This window comes from Janthinobacterium kochi (assembly GCF_051380715.1).
Lineage (GTDB): Bacteria > Pseudomonadota > Gammaproteobacteria > Burkholderiales > Burkholderiaceae_D > Janthinobacterium.
Window position 1 is genome coordinate 71,588 of the sequence record NZ_JBNYXO010000007.1, and the last position, 17,832, is coordinate 89,419.

Sequence of the window (17,832 nt, forward strand, 5' to 3'; positions counted from 1 at the left end):
TATGGATACTGATTTGCAAGCGCTGCAATCCCCTTCCGCCTTCAGCATCAGCGATGTCGAACGCGATACCGGGCTGGCCAAGGAAACCTTGCGTGTCTGGGAACGCCGCTACGCCTTTCCCCAGCCCCAGCGCGATGCCTTTGGCGAGCGCAGCTACCCGGCCGAGCAAGTGCAGAAGTTGCGCATGGTCAAGCGCCTGCTGGACCTCGGATTTCGTCCGGGCAAAATCATGCAACACAGCACCGTGCAATTGCAGCAGCTGGCCAACGCCGGCAGCACGGCGCCACCTGCGCCGCAACCGCAACTGGCGCACTACCTGACCCTGTGCCGTGGCCACCAGATGGCGGAACTGGGCGACGCCCTGCGCCAGGCGCTGGCCGTGCTGGGACTGAAAGCGTTCACCATCGACGTCATCGCTCCCCTGACGGGCATGGTGGGCGAAGCGTGGGCTTGCGGTGAACTGGCTGTGTATGAAGAGCATCTGTATAGCGAAACCTTGCAAACGGTGATGCGCCATGCCATTTTTTCCCTGCCACAAGCCAGCAGCCCGTCCACGCGCACGCCGCGCATCGTCCTCAGCACCTTGCCGCAGGAGCGTCATGGTCTGGGCCTGCTGATGGCCGAAGCGCTGTGCGCGGCGGCCGGCGCCCATTGCATGTCGCTGGGGGTGGAAACGCCGCTGACCGACATCGTCGCGGCCGCCCGCGTGCAGCGGGCCGACATCGTGGCGCTGTCGTTTTCCAGCGCCAGCAAGCAACGGCAGACACGCGACAGCCTGCAGCAGCTGCATGCGAGCTTGCCTCCGAGCATGGAATTGTGGGCTGGCGGACGCAGCCCCGTGCTGACCAAGCAGCCGCCGGCGTTCCTGCATGTGCTGGACTTGCGGCAAGTCGAGGAAAGCATCGCCGACTGGCGTCGCCGCCATCAGGCGCTGGCCCTGCAAACCCACTGAACCGGCTGGAAAGCGCGGCAACTGCGGCGATCTCCGTGGATAGCCGTGCAATGTTGCCAATCGAACAGTAAAGCATGAAGGGCCGGGCGCGCTCTGGTAGAATAGCCCGTAACACAGTGTCCGGCGCCGCCGGGCCTTAGGTCAGCACCCGCCACCACACATCCATGTTTAGTTTCTTCAAGAAAAAACCCACCGCTCCCGAGGCTGCGCCAGCCGAGCCCCTCGTCCTTCCCGCCGCCACGTCGCCTGCACCGCAGCCTGCCGCCACGCCCCTGAGCGGCGCGCCAGCCGAGCTCGTGCCCGTCATCGTGGCCGCCGAACCCGAGAAAAAATCGTGGATGACGCGCCTGAAGGCCGGCCTGTCGAAAACCTCGAATACCTTGTCCGTGTTGTTCGTCGGCGCAAAGATCGACGAGGCCCTGTACGAAGAGCTGGAGGCGGCCCTGCTGATGTCCGATGCGGGCATCGACGCCACCGAATTTTTGCTCACGGAATTGAAGAAAAAGGTCAAGGAAGACAAGCTGCTCGACGCCGCCGCCGTCAAGGCCGCACTGAAAGTGCTGCTGATCGACCTGCTCTCGCCGCTGGAAAAGCGCTTCGAGCTGGGCCGCCACAAGCCGCTGGTGATGATGATTTCGGGCGTGAATGGCGCCGGCAAGACCACCACCATCGGCAAGCTGGCCAAGCACATGCAGTCGAACAATCAATCCGTGCTGCTGGCCGCGGGCGACACCTTCCGCGCCGCCGCGCGCGAGCAGTTGATGGTGTGGGGCGAGCGCAACAACGTCACCGTGATTTCGCAGGAATCGGGCGACCCGGCCGCCGTGGCCTATGACTCGGTGCAATCGGCGAAAGCGCGCGGCATCGACGTGGTCATGGTCGACACGGCGGGACGCTTGCCGACACAGTTGCACCTGATGGAAGAATTGAAGAAAATCAAACGCGTGATCGGCAAGGGCATGGAGGGCGCGCCGCATGAAACCCTGCTCGTCATCGACGGCAACACGGGCCAGAATGCCTTGACGCAAGTGAAAGCCTTCGACGATGCCCTGCAATTGAGCGGCCTGGTGATCACCAAGTTGGACGGTACCGCCAAGGGCGGCGTGCTGGCGGCAATTGCCCGCGTGCGCCCCGTGCCCGTGTATTTCATCGGCATCGGTGAGAAAATTGAAGACTTGCAGCCTTTCGTGGCTGCCGAATTTGTCGAAGCGCTGCTCGGATAAGCCTATACATGATTGAATTTCAGCACGTCTCCAAGCAATACTCCGCCGACGCCGTGGCCCTCAGCGACATTTCGCTGAGCATTGCCAAAGGCGAGCTGGTGTTTCTGGCCGGCCCGTCCGGCGCCGGCAAATCCACGCTGCTGAAAATGATCGCCGCCATGGAACGCCCCAGTTCAGGCAAGCTGATCGTCAATGGCCAGGACATGGCGAAGATCAAGCCGGCCGGCGTGCCTTTTTTACGCCGCAACATGGGCCTGATCTTCCAGCAGCAAAAATTATTGAACGACCGCTCCATCCTGGCCAACGTCATGCTGCCGCTGCTCGTCGTCGGCGCCCACAAAGCGGCCGCCGAACAGCGCGCGCGCGCCGCCCTCGACAAGGTGGGGCTGCTGGACCGCGCCATGGCGCGTCCCCTGTCGCTGTCGGGTGGGGAACAGCAGCGCGTGTCGATCGCGCGCGCCATCGTCAACCGGCCGCAGATCATCCTGGCCGATGAACCGACGGCCAACCTGGACCGCGCCAGCGCCAACAAGGTGCTCGACGCCCTGAAAGCGTTTCATTCGGTGGGCGTGACCTGCCTCATTTCCAGCCATGACGAACAGATGCTCGACGCCGCCGCCCGCGTGATCCACCTGAAAAACGGCCAGCTGGTGGCCATCGACAAGGCCACGCAGGCGCCCGTCTTCGCGCCGCCCGATCCAGATTTTGCGCCCTCCCCCGACCCGGACGATGCGCAAGGAGAACAGGCATGAGAGGCTGGTTCCGTCAACACCGCTTCGCGCTGGGCTCGGCGCTGATTCATTTACGCAAGTCGCCGGGCGGCTTTTTATTGAACGTGCTCGTCGTCGCCATCGCCCTGTCGCTGCCGTTCGCCGGCTTGACCATGCTCGACAATGTGCGCCCCATGTCGGAACAGATGTCGGTCGACCCGGAAATCAGCGTTTTCCTGACGATCGACACGCCGCGCGAACAAGCCGTGGCCCTGGCGGGCGCCATGCGCAAGATCGTGGGCGCGCAAAAGGCGAAGATCGTCTTCATCCCGCGCGAACAGGCGCTCGACACCCTGAAAAACAAGAACGGCCTGGCCGACGTGCTCAGCACACTGGGCGACAATCCCCTGCCCGACAGCTATGTGCTGAAACTCGATGCGTTCAGCAGCGCCAGCGAAGCGCAGGATGTCGATGCGGTGGCGGAACAGTTGCGCCACCTGCCAGGGGTGGAATCGGCGCAAGTCGATTCGGCCTGGGTCAAGCGCCTGGCGGCCCTGCTGGGCGTGCTGCGCCTGGTACTGTTGCTGCTGGCCATTACCCTGGGCGTGGCCGTCATCGCCGTGGTCTTCAATACCATCCGCCTGCAAGTGATGCAGCAGCGCGATGAAATCAGCATCTCTAAACTGATCGGCGCCACCGACACCTTCATCCACCGCCCCTTCTATTACACGGGCGCCCTGCTGGGCCTGTGCGCGGGGGCCCTGGCGCTGGGCGCCGTGGCGCTGGCCTTGCAGCCACTTAATACAGCGATTGCCGAGTTTGCCCGCCTGTATGCGTCCGAATTCCAGCTGGTACCGCTGGCACCGCTGCCGATGGCCGGTTTGCTGGCTCTCAGCGCCGGCCTGGGCCTGATCGGCGCCTTCCTCTGCGTACAGCGCCACCTGGCGCGCCTGAACTGACCATCCTTTCCATGGCGGCGCTCCTGGCGTCGCCATGCGCCGCGTCATCCTTTTACTGCTGTTATCTTGATATTAAACAAGTATTCTTAAGGCTCGCTTCAGCCAGAGGCCGTAGACTAGCCATGTTGTCGTGAAGCGGCCTGTAGCGCTGTTCAGATCGCCGCTCATACACATTTATCAAGCATTAAATCGCCATAGTATTTAGGCTATCAGGACGATTAAATGTGCTGATTGGCACTCTCGGGCAGAGAGTGCTAATATAGGGACATACCAACAGCAGAACCGCCATGAGCGCCAGATATAGATGGCGACGCGATCTGCAAGTGCAAGACCGAATACGCAAAGCCGAACAGACAATCGGGCCACGTCGCGTGACATGGCCCACTGGAACAAAGCAAGACTACGAGGGAGAAAACATGACTATGATGTCCGCAACGTCCGCATTGGTTCCGACCAAAAATAATGCGCTGGGCCTCGGGTTCACTGGCAATCTGGGCAATATCGACGCCTATATCTCGGCCGTGAACCGCCTGCCCATGTTGACCCACGACGAAGAAATTTCGCTGGCGACACGCCTGCGTGAAAAAAATGACCTGGCCGCCGCGCAAGAACTGGTGCTGTCTCACCTGCGCCTGGTGGTCTCGATTGCCCGCGGCTACCTGGGCTATGGCCTGCCGCATGCCGACCTGATTCAGGAAGGCAATATCGGCTTGATGAAAGCCGTGAAACGTTTCGATCCGGACCAGGGCGTGCGCCTGGTGTCGTACGCCATGCACTGGGTGAAAGCCGAGATGCATGAGTACATCCTGAAAAACTGGCGCCTGGTCAAGGTCGCAACGACGAAGGCACAGCGCAAGCTGTTCTTCAACCTGCGCAGCCACAAGACGGGCCTGGATGCGATGACGCCCAAGCAGATCGATGCGCTGGCCAAGCTGCTCGACGTGAAACGCGAAGAAGTGATCGAGATGGAAACGCGCTTGAGCGGCCGCGACATCGCCCTGGAATCGCCGACCGACGATGAAGACGACAAGTTTTCGCCGATCGCCTACCTGTCGTCGGAGCAAAGCGAGCCGACCAAGGTGCTGGAAGCGGAACAGGTCACGCGTCTGCAATCGGAAGGCCTGGAAACGGCCCTGGGCAAGCTCGACGCCCGTTCGCGCCGCATCATCGAAGCGCGCTGGCTGGCCAACGATGACGGTTCCGGCGCCACCCTGCACGCGCTGGCAGAAGAGTTCGGCGTATCGGCCGAACGCATCCGCCAGATCGAAGTGGCGGCGCTGAAAAAAATGAAGGGCGCACTGGCCGCCTGGGTGTAAGCACAAGCAAGGCCGCAATGCAAAAGGCGCCGCAAGGCGCCTTTTCGTTTTACCGTTTGATGTTTATCAACAGATAAACATTGTCAGCCCTTACGCTGCAGCCAAGCCCTTGGTGATCAGCTCGGCGACCAATTCATTCAGATCCGCGTCGCGCTCCTTGGCCAGGGTCTGTAATTGCAAGACCAGATCGCTGTTCAGCTTGACGGCGAAGGGCACCAGGCCCAGGGCCTGATCGCGCTTGCGCTGCTCGCGGCGGTCGACGACCACCGCTTCCTTACCGAATGCGCCGGCGCCGGGAACATTCATCTTTCCCATCAGTTTCTTGGCATCGCTTTTCGCCAGGGCAGTTTTTTTCATGGTTGTTTCCTGATTTTCAAAGCAGTCATTTTACGCAGTAATCGGCGCGCCGCGTGGCCGGCGCATCAATTCATCGGCAGCGCGCCAATAGTGCGCCGAAAAAATATCATTTTGTTACCATCATTTTATCCCACGTGTAAGCAAGCATGCCCGGGACGTTCTACCTGAAAGGAAAAACATGTCTACTCTGAACCGCTCTTATCGTACCTTGCTGCTGCCCCTGCTCATCGCCTGCCTGGCCGTGCTGGCTGGCTGCGGCGCGGCCGGCAGCGCCGGCGACGCGGAAAACACGCCGCGCAGCGTCACCCACGTGCTCTCGCCGGGCGAACAGGTCGCCATCACGGCCACCGATACCCTGAAACTGGAGCGTGTCAACGACAGCCGCTGCCGCCAGGGCGCCGTGTGCGTGTGGAAAGGCTATGTCAGCTACAGTTTCAGTTTGCTCAACAGCGCGGGCGCCACCGACATCGTCTTGTCCGATTCCATGCCCGGTGCCGCCAGTTCCGTCACCGTCAACCACCTGACGTTCACCCTGCTCGACGTCGACCCGGCCACGCCGCCCGCCCTCAACGCGGCCGCGCCCGCGTATCGGGTCAAGGTGAAAATCACGCAGGGCGCACTGTCCCGCTAACTGCGTGACGTTGGCGGCTGTCGGCCGGCACCTGTTGCCGGTCCAGCATGCCGTAATCGCGCACCACGCCGGCGATACGCAGCCGGTAATCGTCAAACACGCCGTGCCGACCGGCCGATTGCGCCGCGCGGTGCGCTTCCAGCTGCCGCCACTGTGCCAGCGCCGCCTCGTCGCGAAAAAACGAGAGCGACAGCAATTTACCCGGCTCGCTCAGGCTGCTGAAGCGTTCGATGGAAATGAAACCATCGATATCATCGAGCAAAGGCCGCAGCGCCGCCGCCAGGTCCAGGTACTGCTGGCGCCCTTCGGCGCTGGGCCAGACTTCAAAGATCACGGCGATCATTTCATTTCTCCTGGGCTAAAGACAGGGATGCGGGCGTTCAGCGATGGCAGGTAAGTCCACGCCAGCGGCAAGCGTTCCAATGCACCTGCCCACGCCTGCAGGCAAGCCGTGGCGATGGCGTGCGCGATGGACTGGCCCGGACAGACGTGGCGGCCATGGCCAAAGCCTAACTCCGCATGGACGGCGCTGGCCAGCACCACCACGATCATCTGTCCCTGTGGCACGAGCACGCCATTGAACTCCACGTCTTGCGCCGTGTAGCGGCGCGTGTTGTGGATGGAGGGATCATGCCGGCCGACCTCGCGCAGCATGGCCGGCCACAGCTCAGGCGCGGCACTCAGTTGCGTGGACAACTCCGGCTGCACGCGCAAGGCCACGACAGCATTGCCCAGCAAGCCGGCCGTCGCGTCGCACGTCTGCGACAGCAAACCCACCAGATTGGCCAGCACGCCACCCGATGCATGCCAGCCTGCCTGCCGTGCCCCGGCCACGACGTCGTGCAACAGACTGCCGGGCAGCGCCTCCTCGTCCTGCAATAACACCGTGAAGCGCTGCAACAGCGCCTCGGTTGCCGCCTGAGCGCCGGCCAGCTGCGCGCCATTGCTCAGCGGCGACAGGCAGGCGACGAAATCGCGCGTCCAGGCGGCCAGCGCCGGCCATTGCGCTGGCGCAAAACCCAGCAAGTCTGCCATGGCGAACAGGGGCAGTTCGAACAGCGCATCATTCAGCCCGGCAGCGCTGCCGGGCAGCGGCTCTTGCGCCAGATGCAGGGTGCGCGCATGCAGGCGCGCCAGATCCACCTGGCCCAGCGCGTGCGCCAACACCTGTTTTGGCACGGCATGCCGCTCGCCCTCATTCATGCGCACCAGTTCCGCAAAGATCGCGCCGCACGGCGTGCCCGCCAGATTGTGCGGCACGGCCAGTCCCAATGGGCGCACATGGCAAGCGGGATGCGCCAGCACAGCATGCACGCCGGCTGCGCCCGTCGCCAGCCAGCAATCGAGTGACGCATCGAAACGCAGCGGCGGGCCATCCGCCAGGCGGCGATAGTAGTCATATGGCGCCGCGTGGGTGACGGCAGAAAAAGGGTCGGTGGGATAATCGAGCGGCATGCGCATTCCATTGCAGTGAAGTGGGGACACGAGTATGCTGCCCCTTCCACTACAACACTTCGCCCACGAACGAATCATGGATGACAGCCCCCTTCCCCACACGGCCGATGTACGCCTGGCGCAGCTGGCCGGTGCCATCGCCGAACCGGCGCGCGCGCGCATGCTGTGCAGCCTGCTCGATGGCCATGCGCGCACGGCCACGGAATTGGCGACGCTGGCCGAGGCAGGCGCTTCGACTGCCAGCGCCCATCTGGCGCGCCTGCGCGTGGATGGCCTGCTGTCGATGGTGGCGCAGGGCAAGCACCGCTATTACCGCCTGGCCAATGCCGAAGTGGCACGGGCGCTGGAAGCGCTGCTGGTGGTGGCGGGCGTGCCGGCAACGCCCTTTACGCCCACCACGCCGGACCGCTTGCGCCATGCGCGTACCTGCTACGACCACATGGCCGGCACCGTCGCCGTCACCCTGCACGACCAGTTGCACGCGCAAGGCTGGCTGCTGGACGATGGCGGAGAATATCGCCTGTCGGAAGCGGGTGCGGCCGGCATGGCGGCCCTGGGCATTGACGTGCCGCAATTGCACAAGCAGCGCCGCCGCTTCGCCTGTGCCTGCCTGGACTGGAGCGAACGTCGCGCCCACCTGGGCGGCGCGCTGGGGGCCGCCATCCTGCAGCTAGCCCTGCGCCAGCGCTGGGCCGAGCGCGAACTCGACAGCCGCGCCCTGCGCCTCACGCCCGCTGGCGAGCGGCGCCTGCTGGCCGCCTGCGCTGACTAAACAGTGCCCGCATTTTGTATCGCAGAAGCAACTCCCGACAGAAAAATGCCCTTCTACTATTGTTTTCCTTCATCATATGCTGCGCCCTTGAGCGATCACTTTACCTTTCGGCTATGGAAAGAGTCCATCTTGAAAACAGTGCCATCCAGTGAGCATCCCGCCAGCACCTGCCATAACTGCGACACCCACGCGCCAGGCAACTTCTGCAGCGCCTGTGGCCAGGCAACCACCCTGCACGTGCCCAGCGCGCGCGAATTCCTGCATGAATTTGTCGCCCATTATGTGGCGCTCGAAGGCAAGCTCTGGCGTACCCTGGCCTTGCTGCTGTTTCGTCCGGGCGCACTGAGCAATGAATACCTCTCGGGACGCCGCGTGCGTTATGTCGAGCCGCTGCGCGTCTACCTGACCTTCAGCATCCTGTTCTTTGCCATCCTCAAGTTCAGCAGCCCCGACGTATTCCTCACCGTCCACAGCCAGCAAGCCCAGGTGAGCGCCCATGGCCCCGGTCAAATTGCGGAAAACAAGCCATCGACTATGCACATCAGCATTTTGGGCCAGACACCCACGCTGCCGCGCCAATGGCAAGACTTTGAGCAACTGCCCACGACCGAGAAACAAAAACTCGTGGTGGACAGCTTTTTCCATTACGCGCCATACGCCTTGTTTTGCCTGATGCCGCTGTTCGCCCTGTTCCTGAAAATCCTCTACCTGGACAGCGGACGACGCTATGGCGAGCATTTCCTGTTCGCCCTGCATACGAATGCCTTCGCCTTCATCACGATGGCGCTGATGAGCTTGATCCCCATCGACCTTGTCCGCCTCGTGCTCGGCGCCTGGCTGCTCGCCTATCTGCCCTGGGCCATGTGGCGCGTGTATCCAAGCGGCAAACTTGCTACCGTCTGCCGCTGGCTGTTATTGATGACAGCCTACGGCCTCGCCATGAGCCTGGCGATCGTGGCCTGCATCGCCATGGGCGTGATGTTGCGACATTAAGGAGCGCTCTGGCGGCGCCGTATCGGGCTATCATCCTGCACGCTATCTTTTTTGGGATGCACGATGATTGCCTTCGAAGGTTTGTCCAAACAGTACGGCACGTTCGAGGCCGTCAAGCCGCTGACCTTGCAGGTAGGAAAAGCAGAGGTCTTCGGCTTCCTGGGTCCGAACGGGGCCGGCAAGACCACCACCATTCGCATGCTGATGGGCATCCTCGTGCCCAGCGCCGGCCGCGTGCTGGTCGATGGCCTCGATTGCCACCGCGATGGCGCCGCCGTCAAGCGCAAATTGGGCTACCTGCCCGACAATCCGATTTTTTACGATTATTTGCGGGGCCGTGAAATCCTGCAATTCGTGGCCGAAATGCATGGTTTTCCCCGCACGGAAGCGGCCGCCCGCGCCGCGCGCCTGCTGACGGAATTTGGCCTCGACGAAGCGAGCGAGGATTTTGCCGTCAATTACTCGCTGGGCATGAAGAAAAAACTGGGCCTGGCTTGCGCGCTGATCCACGATCCGGCCGTGCTGATCCTCGATGAACCGATCAACGGCCTCGACCCGCGTGCCTCGCGCGACGTGCAGGAACGCTTGCTGCGCCGCGCTGCCGCCGGCACCACGATCTTCGTTTCCACGCATCTATTGGATATGGCGCAAAAGCTGTGCAGCCGGGTCGCCATCATTCACCGTGGCACCCTGGTCGCCACGGGCAGCCTGGACGATATCCGCCAGCAGCTGTCCAGCGATGGCAGCCTGGAAGAGCTCTTCTTGCAACTGACCGATGAAACGTCCACGGCATGACACCGGCGCCGCCCACCGCCTGGCGCGCCGTCTGGCTGCTGACCCGTTTGCGCCTGCAGCGCCTGCTCAACGTCGGCGGCCGTGGCTTTCCCTTCAAGAAAAACAATAAGAGCCGCCGCGCCACGCCGGGCAAGCGTGGCGGACGCTGGCTGCTGGGCGCGCTGCTGTTGCTGCCGATGCTGTTTTCCTTCGGCAGCATTGCCCGCCATAGCGTACTGAACATGCATTGTTTTCTGGACCAGGTCGCCGCCTGCCAGGCGCGCGGCAGCCTGCACACGAGCAGCCACCTGCTCGACCCCGTCATCGCGCAATTCATGGCCACGCCCTTCAGCGCGGCGCTGGTGGGCGGCCTGACCCTGCAACTGGCGCTGCTGTGGCTGGTCAGCGTCTTGCTGCCGCTGGGCATGGGAGAACTGGCCAAGCCGGACTGGGACCTGGAATGGCTGGTCACCCTGCCCGTCGAGAAAAGCACCTTGCTGTGGGCGCGCGTGCTTGAACGCACGCTCGTCAATCCGGCCGGCTTGCTGGCCCTGTGGCCCAGCACGACCGTGATCGCCTGGTACTCGGGCCAGGACTGGTTTTCACCACTGTCCGGCCTGCTCGCCAGCCTGGTCCTGCTGGCCCTGGCCGCCATGCTGCGCACCCTGGTCGACACGGGTTTGCGCCTGTCGCTCAATCCGTCCCAACTGGGCAACCTGCAGGCAGTGATCTCGCTGGCGGGCCTGTTGCCCATGTATATGGGCATGTCCTTCGGCATGGGCACGGGCGGCTTCGCGTATGCCTGGGCGGCGGCCATGCCCGCCTGGAGCAGCTGGACGCCCCCGGGCTTGCTGCTGCGCCTGCTCAATGCCGATGGTGCGACGGCTTTGCTGCTGCCAGCCGTCCTGCTGCTGGCGCAAGTGTTGCTGTTGATGTGGCTGGGCATGGCCATCCTGCGCCGCCAGCTGCGCCACGGCGTGGTGGGCGCTGGCCAGCGCGAAAGCGCGCGCAAACAGGCAGCGGCGTCCACAAGCCAGTGGCGCCCGCGCATCGGCACGGCGATCCAGCGGCGCGAGCTGACGTTACTCTTGCGCGACCGCAATTTTCTCGTGCAGAGCCTGCTGATGCCCGTGCTGATCCTCGGCGGCCAGGCCCTGTTTACGGGCCAGGCGCGCGACATGCACGCGCTGCTGGAGCATCCCGTCCTGCTGGCCTCCACCGGCTTTTTCCTCGGCGCCTATGTGCTGCTGATGTCGGCCTTCCAGACGCTGAACAAGGAAGGTGGCGCGCTGTGGCTGCTGTACACGTTTCCCGTCGCCATCGAACAGGCGCTGCGGCAAAAGGCGCAGCTGTGGGCCGTGTTGGCACTGCTGTATCCTTTGACCCTGTTCGGCGTCGCGCTGGCCTGGCTGCCCGCCTGGTCGTGGCAGACGGCGGGCTTGCTGCTGCTGGCCCTGGCCGGCATCCCTTTGTATGCGGTGATCGCCGTGGCGCTGGGCGTGTTTGCCAGCGACCCGCTAGCCACGGAAACAACGGCAAAGGTGCGCCCCACGTATATGTACCTGTATTTACTGCTCACCGGCCTGTACATCGCCGCGCTAGCCGCCGGCAGCCTGGTGCAGCAACTGGTGTTTGTCATGCTCACGGGCGCGCTGGCCGTGGCCCTGTGGCAAAAGGCACGCGACGCTCTGCCCTATCTGCTCGATCCCACCGCCTCGCCGCCAGCCACGGTAGCGGCGGCCGACGGCCTGATCGCCGCCATGCTGTTTTTTATGCTGCGAACACTGGCCTTGATCCTGCTCAAAGGTAGCAGTGCGACGCCGCTGGCGCAGCTGGCCATCGCCTTCGGCGCGGCCGGCGCACTCACGTATGCACTGCTGCGCCTGGTCTATTGGCGCGCCAGGACGGCCGGCGTGCCGCGCATCGGACAGGGCCGCCAGCCGTGGTGCCGGGGAGTCGCGGGCGCCTGTGTCGCGCTCCTGTTCGGCATCGGCTACGCTGCCCTGTTGCCACCGGCCTCTTCGCCATTGATACAGATCAATGGCAACGGGCTGTGGCTGCTGGCCGTGAGCGTGCTGGCCGCGCCCCTGTGCGAGGAATTCCTCTTCCGCGGCTTGCTGCAGGGAGGCTTGCGCCGTTCGCTGCCGGCCTGGCAGGCGATCGGCATCGCCGCCGCGCTGTTTGCCATCGTGCAGCCACCCGCCGCCATGCTGCCCGTCTTCGTGCTGGGCCTGTGCACGGGCATCGCGTACGAACGCAGCGGATCGCTGCTGGCGCCCATGCTCACGCATGCGCTCTACAACGCCGCCATGCTCGCGTACCAGTTGCAGTTCTAAGCACCGGCAAGTTTGCTAGAATCGCACACGTTTCCGTCCGTATCCCAACCCATGACTACGCACAGATCACGCATGCATCCACGCTTGTTCGTACCCTTTATTCTCCTTGCACTGCTGAGCGGTTGCACGGTACTCGCGCTGCGCCCCAACAGCGGCGTCGAAAACCGCACGTTTACCGTGCAGGAAACACCGCGCCTGCGCATCGACGCGCCCAAGGCGCGCATCCAGAATCCCATGCCCAGCGACCATTTCATCGGCATCGCCCTGTCCGGCGGCGGCAGCCGCGCGGCCAATTTCTCGGCCGCCTCGCTGGAGCAGCTGGAGCAGTTCGGCCTCGTCAGCGGCGCCTCGGCCATCTCCGGCGTCTCGGGCGGCGCCATCGCGGGCGGCTACTATGCGCTGCATGGCAAGCAAACGGATTGGCCCTTGCTGCGCAGCAAGCTGAAAACGGATTTCTTCGGCCAGACCATCCTGAAACCCGCCAACCTGACAACGATGTTGTTGACGAACAAGACGCGCACCTCGTTCCTGTCCGACGTGTTTGACGATGTGCTGTACGACAAGAAAACCTACCAGGACTTGCCGCACGACGGCCCCATCTTCCTGGCTAACGCGACGGACGCCACCGATGGCGGCAAGCGCGTAGTGTTTTCCTATGAGTATTTCTACGGCACCCTGCATTCGCCAATCCAGGATATCCGCCTGGCCACGGCCGTGGCAACCTCGGCCGCCTTTCCCGGCGTGTTCGATTCCGTCACCTTCGAGCGTTTCCGCCCGAAAAACAGTTTCGTGCCGGAGCTCGGTTCCGAGTCACGCGAATCGCCGTCCTACGTGCACCTGTTCGACGGCGGCGCGGCCGATAACTTGGGCGTGGAAACCCTGTGGGACGTAGCCCTGACGCAGCTGTATGGCAACGACATGGCCGTCGTGCCGCCGCGCCTGAACAGCAAACCTTTCATCCTGATTTCCATCGATGCCAACGCGCCCAATTCCAGCGCCGTATTCGAAAAGATGTCGGACGAGCGCCAGCCGCTGGACCGCATCTTCAACAAGAATATCTACGATGCCGTGGACGCCCTGTTTTCGCGCCAGCGCAAGGAAAACCTCGTCAAGATGGGCTTTGGGCAAGCCCGCTTCGATACCATCACGCATGAAAACTTTGGCGACCTGAGCCAGAAATTCGTCAAGGGCAAGCGTACTTCGGCCTTTGCCATCCCCGTGCTGTGCCGCCCCCACCTGGGCCAGTACCGCTGCGAAGTCGATGCGGCCGATCCCTTGCCCGGCCAGATCCGCACGCGGCTGGAAGGCTTTGCCTGGCATATTTCCATCGACCAAATCGCCTCGCTGGCGCTGCGCCTGGCCAGCGAGGACGTGAAAGTCGATGGTGCACGCAAGGAAGAGCGCGCCGCCCTCGTCAAGCTGCAACGCCTGGCTACGCAAACGAAAACGCATCTGAAGCTGACGGGGCCGGAAAATTGCAGCCCGGAAGTATTGCAATCGGCCCTGTACAGCGCCGCGCGCGTGCTGATCCTCGACGACGAGGAATCGCGCTTTGCCCTGTGCGACTACATGCTGGCGGGCCAGCTGATCAATGACGACACCGTCTGCAAGCAGCGCTATGTGCACGCCGTGCCCCGCTTTGCCATCGAAAGCGAAGATTTGCAGTACCGCAACCTGAGTTCGGATGGCAATTCCGTGAACGTGCCCATACGCTGCAAGAAGTGAGCGCGCACAAAAAAGCCCGCACGATCGCTCGTGCAGGCTTTAGCGCAAGGATTCCAAGCGCACGGTTGACTTAGATCAACCGACTGCGCCTGCGCATGTAGCTGCGGCTTAACGCACCTTCCAGTTCCTGCTCCGTTTTATGCTGGTTCACCGTGTACAGGGCCCACAGGGCCGCCGGCGCCCAGCCGATCACAGTGCACTGCATGATCAAGGCGGCGGCACCGGCCAGCGGGCGCCCCAGCATGAAAAACGTCAGACACGGAAGTAGCAAGGCTATCAGCAATCGCATCACGACATACTCTCCTTCAATATAGAGCAGCGGACAAGGGCCGGTATCCGGTCCGTCCCCCGCCCGCTGCGTACTGCTCCTTATAGATGCACGGCAATTTGCGGCATCAAGTCGTCAAAGGTGCGACCGTTGCCGTTTTCTCCGATGGCGTGCATCTTCCATTCGCCGTTATGGCGGTACAGCTTGGCCATGATCTGTGCCGTGTGGGAACCTTGCACAGACAGGTTGAAACGCGCGACTTCCTGGTTATTGCTGGCATTCAAGATGCGGCAATAGGCGTTTTCCACCTGCGAGAAGTTCTGGCCAGTAAAGCTGTTGACGGTGAAGACCAGGCTTTTCACGTGCGCCGGCACTGTCGACAGATCGACATTGATCTGTTCGTCGTCGCCATCGCCCGCGCCCGTGCGGTTGTCGCCCGTGTGAACGACACTGCCGTCCTTGCTTTTCAGCTGGCGGAACCAGACGATGTCGGACGTGCCCTTGTTCTCATCGAACATGACGCACGAAGCGTCCAGGTCGACGGCTTCGGTCTTCGAACCGAAGCCCAGGAAACCCTTGGTCTTGACGGCATCCCAGCCCAGGCCCATGGTGATACGGGTCAGGGTGGTACCAGCTTCTTTGTCCAGAGAAATCTTCTGGCCTTTGCTCAAATTGACAGACATACGCATTGCTCCTGTTTGGTTGCTTGCATCAACTACGTGTTACGCCGGCTTGCTTTGCGTCCAGGCGAGGAAGGCTGCGCGGTTGCGCGAGCACACGAGGATTTTCCCCGTGCCTGAAAACTTCAATACCATGCCCTCGCCGCTGGTCTGGCTATTGATCAGGTTCCCCAGAAAGCCGCCGCTGCTGCCGGTCGTCATGGAAATTTCGTATTGCAGGCGGTTATCCCAGCACACGACGTGCGAGTTATCGATCACCACGTCCTTGCCAGGCGTCACTTCCAGTATCGACATCGCGCCAAAACCGGACACCGCCAACTGGCCGCTGCCTGCCGTCTCGGTGATGAAAAAACCACCGCTCTGGGCAAACAGCGCATTGCCAAGGCTTTGCGTGCGCACCTTCAATTCCACGCCAGCACTTGCCGCCACGAAGGCGCCGTCGCTGATCATGTATTGCTGGGCACCAACCTCGAGCACCCGCATCGCGCCGGGCAAGGTGGGCGACAGCAGACAGTCGCCGTCGCCACGCATGGCCTCGATATGCTGCTGAAAGAACGATTCCCCGTTGGCAAAGGTGCGCATCAGCGCAGCGCCTATGCCGCCAGTCATCTTGCCTTTCAGCTCAAGATTGGTTTCCATCATCACCATCGCGTTGGATTCGCAATAAATCTTCTCGCCCTTGGCAAGCGACACATGCAGGAACGGGTCGACGTCCCCGGTAATACTAAAAACTGGCATCTGACTATTCCTTCCTTGACGATGATGATGATGGCGGCGGCCCGCGCTGCGGACCGCCCTTACTATTGACGACTTATACGCCGACGCCGAACGATGCTGCCAGGGGGCCCAGGCCGCCCTTGTAGCCCTGGCCGATGGCCTTGAATTTCCAATCGGCGCCATTGCGGTAGATTTCACCGAAGACCATGGCCGTTTCCGCCGAACCGTCTTCCGACAGGTCGAAGCGGGCGATTTCCGTGTTGCCATTGGCATTCACGCAGCGTACATACGCCTTCGATACCATACCAAAGTTTTGCTTGCGCGCTTCGGCATCGTGTATCGTCACGCAGACGGCGATCTTGTCGATCTCGGCTGGCACCGTGGCCAGGTCGACGACGACGGTTTCATCATCGCCATCGCCGGCGCCGGTAGTGTTGTCGCCCGAGTGGGTGACGGAACCGTCGCTCGACTTCAGGTTGTTGTAGAAAATCATGTCGACGTCGGCACGTACCTTGCCGTCGGCCTTCAGCAGGAAGATCGAACCGTCGATGTCGAACGCGGCGCCGTCGGTGGCGCGGGCATCCCAGCCCAGGCCGATGATCATTTTCGAAATGCCAGGGGCTTCCTTGCTCAGGTTGACGTTGCCGCCTTTTTGCAGACTGATTGCCATGATGTATTTCTCCTATGTGGGTTGTGTGTGACCAAACACCTGGCGTCCTCCACCGGCCTGACTCCCCAGGCCGGCGGCGACGCTTGCTACAACTTGCCGACAAACCGGTGTAGTCGTTTGTCGCGCATTCTTTACACTGCTGTTGCCTTGATTGGTTCCAGCGCTTCCATCTTGCCTACTTCGAGGGCCATCCTGCGCTTGTAGCGGATCGACGACCACAATGAGGCGAGAATGAAGGCCACCCCAATCAGACCCGTGAAAATCTCGGGAATGTGGAACTTCATGCTGACCAACATGATCACGGCCAGGATACCGATCGCATAGTGCGCGCCGTGCTCCAGATACACGAACTCGTCGAGCGTACCCTTGCGCACCAGGAACACCGTCATCGAACGCACGAACATCGCGCCGATAGCCAGGCCCAGCATGATGATCACGACATCCTTGGTGATGGCAAACGCGCCGATCACGCCGTCAAAGCTGAACGAGGCATCGAGCACTTCCAGGTACAGGAAGCCGCCAATACCGCCGCGCTTGACGATGTCGCCCACGTTGCCCTCGCCGTTATCGCCTTCCAGCAAGCCGCTGACCACATCCACGCCCACGTAGGTCAGAATACCCCACAGGCCGGCCGTCAAGACTACCAGCTTCTGACCTTCTTCGATCATCGACAGGCTGGCCATCAGGGTGCCCAGCGCGATCATCACGGAAATCGAGGAGATCTTGCCCAGCGCGCCCAGTTTTTCTTCAATACGGCCCAGCCAGTGCGTTTCTTTTTCCGAGTCCAGCAAGAAGTTCAGGAACACCAGCAGCAGGAAAATGCCGCCGAAGGCCGCCACTTCCGCGTGGTGATTCGTCAGGTGCATCGAGTACTGCTCGGGATCGCTCAGCGCCAGATTCCATACTTCCAACATGCCCAGGTCGGCCGCTTGCGCCACGATCACCAGCGGGAACAGCAAGCGCATGCCGAACACGGCGATGATGATACCCACGCCCAGGAACAAGCCCTGCCAGAACTTGTCCCAGTTCTTCAGCACCGAGGCGTTGACCACCGCGTTGTCAAACGACAGCGACACTTCCATCACGCCCAGGATCACCGCGATACCGAGCGCTGCCAGCATCGTCTGCACGCCACCGTGCGTATAACCCCACCAGGCGGAAATGCCCAGGCAGATAAATGTCACTAAAAATGACACTCTGAAATGTTTCATCGATAGTTCCCTTTTATCCAAATTCAATGCAACGTAGTATAAGGACATGTGACACATTTAAAAATGGAAGATAATGGAAGTAT

General features: G+C 62.1%; 19 protein-coding genes. 11 read left to right on the forward strand and 8 right to left on the reverse strand.

The annotated features are described in order from the left end of the window. The first annotated feature begins 1 nt into the window (after nt 1). The 5 genes from ACQ4WL_RS16710 (at nt 2) to rpoH (ending at nt 5,160) form a co-directional block, all read left to right on the forward strand. Nucleotides 2-952, forward strand: a complete 951-nt coding sequence (locus ACQ4WL_RS16710) for a MerR family transcriptional regulator (RefSeq protein ID WP_436510752.1) — start codon at nt 2-4, stop codon at nt 950-952. Between the two features lie 164 nt (nt 953-1,116). Next, nucleotides 1,117-2,175 carry a signal recognition particle-docking protein FtsY gene (gene ftsY / locus ACQ4WL_RS16715; RefSeq protein WP_436510753.1) on the forward strand — a complete coding sequence of 353 codons (1,059 nt, stop codon included), beginning with the start codon at nt 1,117-1,119 and terminating at the stop codon, nt 2,173-2,175. Between the two features lie 8 nt (nt 2,176-2,183). After that, the gene (locus ACQ4WL_RS16720; RefSeq protein ID WP_426074516.1) at nt 2,184-2,927 is read left to right on the forward strand and encodes a cell division ATP-binding protein FtsE; all 744 of its coding nucleotides are present in this window, start codon (nt 2,184-2,186) and stop codon (nt 2,925-2,927) included. Continuing rightward, nucleotides 2,924-3,844 (forward strand): permease-like cell division protein FtsX, encoded by a 921-nt coding sequence (ftsX, locus tag ACQ4WL_RS16725; RefSeq protein ID WP_436510754.1) that lies wholly within the window; start codon nt 2,924-2,926, stop codon nt 3,842-3,844. Before ACQ4WL_RS16720 ends, ftsX begins: the two co-directional genes overlap by 4 nt. Before the next feature lie 422 nt (nt 3,845-4,266). Then, entirely contained in the window at nt 4,267-5,160 is an 894-nt protein-coding gene (gene rpoH, locus ACQ4WL_RS16730; protein WP_436510912.1) for an RNA polymerase sigma factor RpoH, read from the forward strand. Nucleotides 5,161-5,250: 90 nt separating this feature from the next. Here rpoH and ACQ4WL_RS16735 read toward each other — a convergent pair whose 3' ends face one another. Beyond that, a complete protein-coding gene (locus tag ACQ4WL_RS16735) occupies nt 5,251-5,517 on the reverse strand; it encodes a hypothetical protein (RefSeq protein ID WP_071079406.1) in 267 nt (88 codons plus the stop codon). A gap of 178 nt (nt 5,518-5,695) precedes the next feature. On the opposite strand from ACQ4WL_RS16735, the gene ACQ4WL_RS16740 reads away from it, so the two are divergent. Beyond that, entirely contained in the window at nt 5,696-6,148 is a 453-nt protein-coding gene (locus ACQ4WL_RS16740) for a hypothetical protein (RefSeq protein ID WP_436510755.1), read from the forward strand. Here ACQ4WL_RS16740 and ACQ4WL_RS16745 read toward each other — a convergent pair. Both ACQ4WL_RS16745 and ACQ4WL_RS16750 read right to left on the reverse strand, forming a co-directional pair. Then, nucleotides 6,123-6,491 carry an antibiotic biosynthesis monooxygenase family protein gene (locus ACQ4WL_RS16745; protein ID WP_436510756.1) on the reverse strand — a complete coding sequence of 123 codons (369 nt, stop codon included), beginning with the start codon at nt 6,489-6,491 and terminating at the stop codon, nt 6,123-6,125. The genes ACQ4WL_RS16740 and ACQ4WL_RS16745 overlap by 26 nt on opposite strands. Then, on the reverse strand, nt 6,488-7,603 hold the full coding sequence (locus tag ACQ4WL_RS16750; RefSeq protein ID WP_436510757.1) for a cytochrome P450 family protein: 1,116 nt from the start codon (nt 7,601-7,603) through the stop codon (nt 6,488-6,490). The genes ACQ4WL_RS16745 and ACQ4WL_RS16750 overlap by 4 nt, the downstream gene beginning before the upstream one ends. Nucleotides 7,604-7,679: 76 nt before the next feature. Between ACQ4WL_RS16750 and ACQ4WL_RS16755 the strand changes: the two genes are divergently transcribed. From ACQ4WL_RS16755 to ACQ4WL_RS16775, 5 genes are all read left to right on the forward strand, one after another. Next, nucleotides 7,680-8,375 carry an ArsR/SmtB family transcription factor gene (locus tag ACQ4WL_RS16755; RefSeq protein WP_436510758.1) on the forward strand — a complete coding sequence of 232 codons (696 nt, stop codon included), beginning with the start codon at nt 7,680-7,682 and terminating at the stop codon, nt 8,373-8,375. Nucleotides 8,376-8,513: 138 nt separating this feature from the next. After that, nucleotides 8,514-9,368, forward strand: a complete 855-nt coding sequence (locus ACQ4WL_RS16760; RefSeq protein WP_436510913.1) for a DUF3667 domain-containing protein — start codon at nt 8,514-8,516, stop codon at nt 9,366-9,368. Nucleotides 9,369-9,431: 63 nt separating this feature from the next. Beyond that, entirely contained in the window at nt 9,432-10,163 is a 732-nt protein-coding gene (locus ACQ4WL_RS16765; protein WP_436510759.1) for an ABC transporter ATP-binding protein, read from the forward strand. After that, entirely contained in the window at nt 10,160-12,478 is a 2,319-nt protein-coding gene (locus tag ACQ4WL_RS16770; protein WP_436510760.1) for a CPBP family intramembrane glutamic endopeptidase, read from the forward strand. The genes ACQ4WL_RS16765 and ACQ4WL_RS16770 overlap by 4 nt, the downstream gene beginning before the upstream one ends. Before the next feature lie 72 nt (nt 12,479-12,550). Continuing rightward, nucleotides 12,551-14,203 carry a patatin-like phospholipase family protein gene (locus ACQ4WL_RS16775; protein ID WP_436510761.1) on the forward strand — a complete coding sequence of 551 codons (1,653 nt, stop codon included), beginning with the start codon at nt 12,551-12,553 and terminating at the stop codon, nt 14,201-14,203. A 70-nt stretch (nt 14,204-14,273) separates the two neighbouring features. Here the strand turns inward: ACQ4WL_RS16775 and ACQ4WL_RS16780 are convergent, their stop codons facing one another. From ACQ4WL_RS16780 to ACQ4WL_RS16800, 5 genes are all read right to left on the reverse strand, one after another. Next, a complete protein-coding gene (locus ACQ4WL_RS16780) occupies nt 14,274-14,492 on the reverse strand; it encodes a YqaE/Pmp3 family membrane protein (RefSeq protein WP_086139074.1) in 219 nt (72 codons plus the stop codon). 80 nt (nt 14,493-14,572) lie between these two features. After that, nucleotides 14,573-15,154, reverse strand: a complete 582-nt coding sequence (locus ACQ4WL_RS16785) for a TerD family protein (protein ID WP_436510762.1) — start codon at nt 15,152-15,154, stop codon at nt 14,573-14,575. Nucleotides 15,155-15,193: 39 nt separating this feature from the next. Then, nucleotides 15,194-15,889 (reverse strand): TIGR00266 family protein, encoded by a 696-nt coding sequence (locus ACQ4WL_RS16790; protein ID WP_131689886.1) that lies wholly within the window; start codon nt 15,887-15,889, stop codon nt 15,194-15,196. A 73-nt stretch (nt 15,890-15,962) separates the two neighbouring features. After that, on the reverse strand, nt 15,963-16,538 hold the full coding sequence (locus ACQ4WL_RS16795) for a TerD family protein (protein ID WP_102292953.1): 576 nt from the start codon (nt 16,536-16,538) through the stop codon (nt 15,963-15,965). Between the two features lie 131 nt (nt 16,539-16,669). Continuing rightward, complete coding sequence (locus ACQ4WL_RS16800; RefSeq protein ID WP_436510763.1) at nt 16,670-17,749, reverse strand: DUF475 domain-containing protein; 1,080 nt, start codon at nt 17,747-17,749, stop codon at nt 16,670-16,672. Nucleotides 17,750-17,832 lie beyond the last annotated feature (83 nt).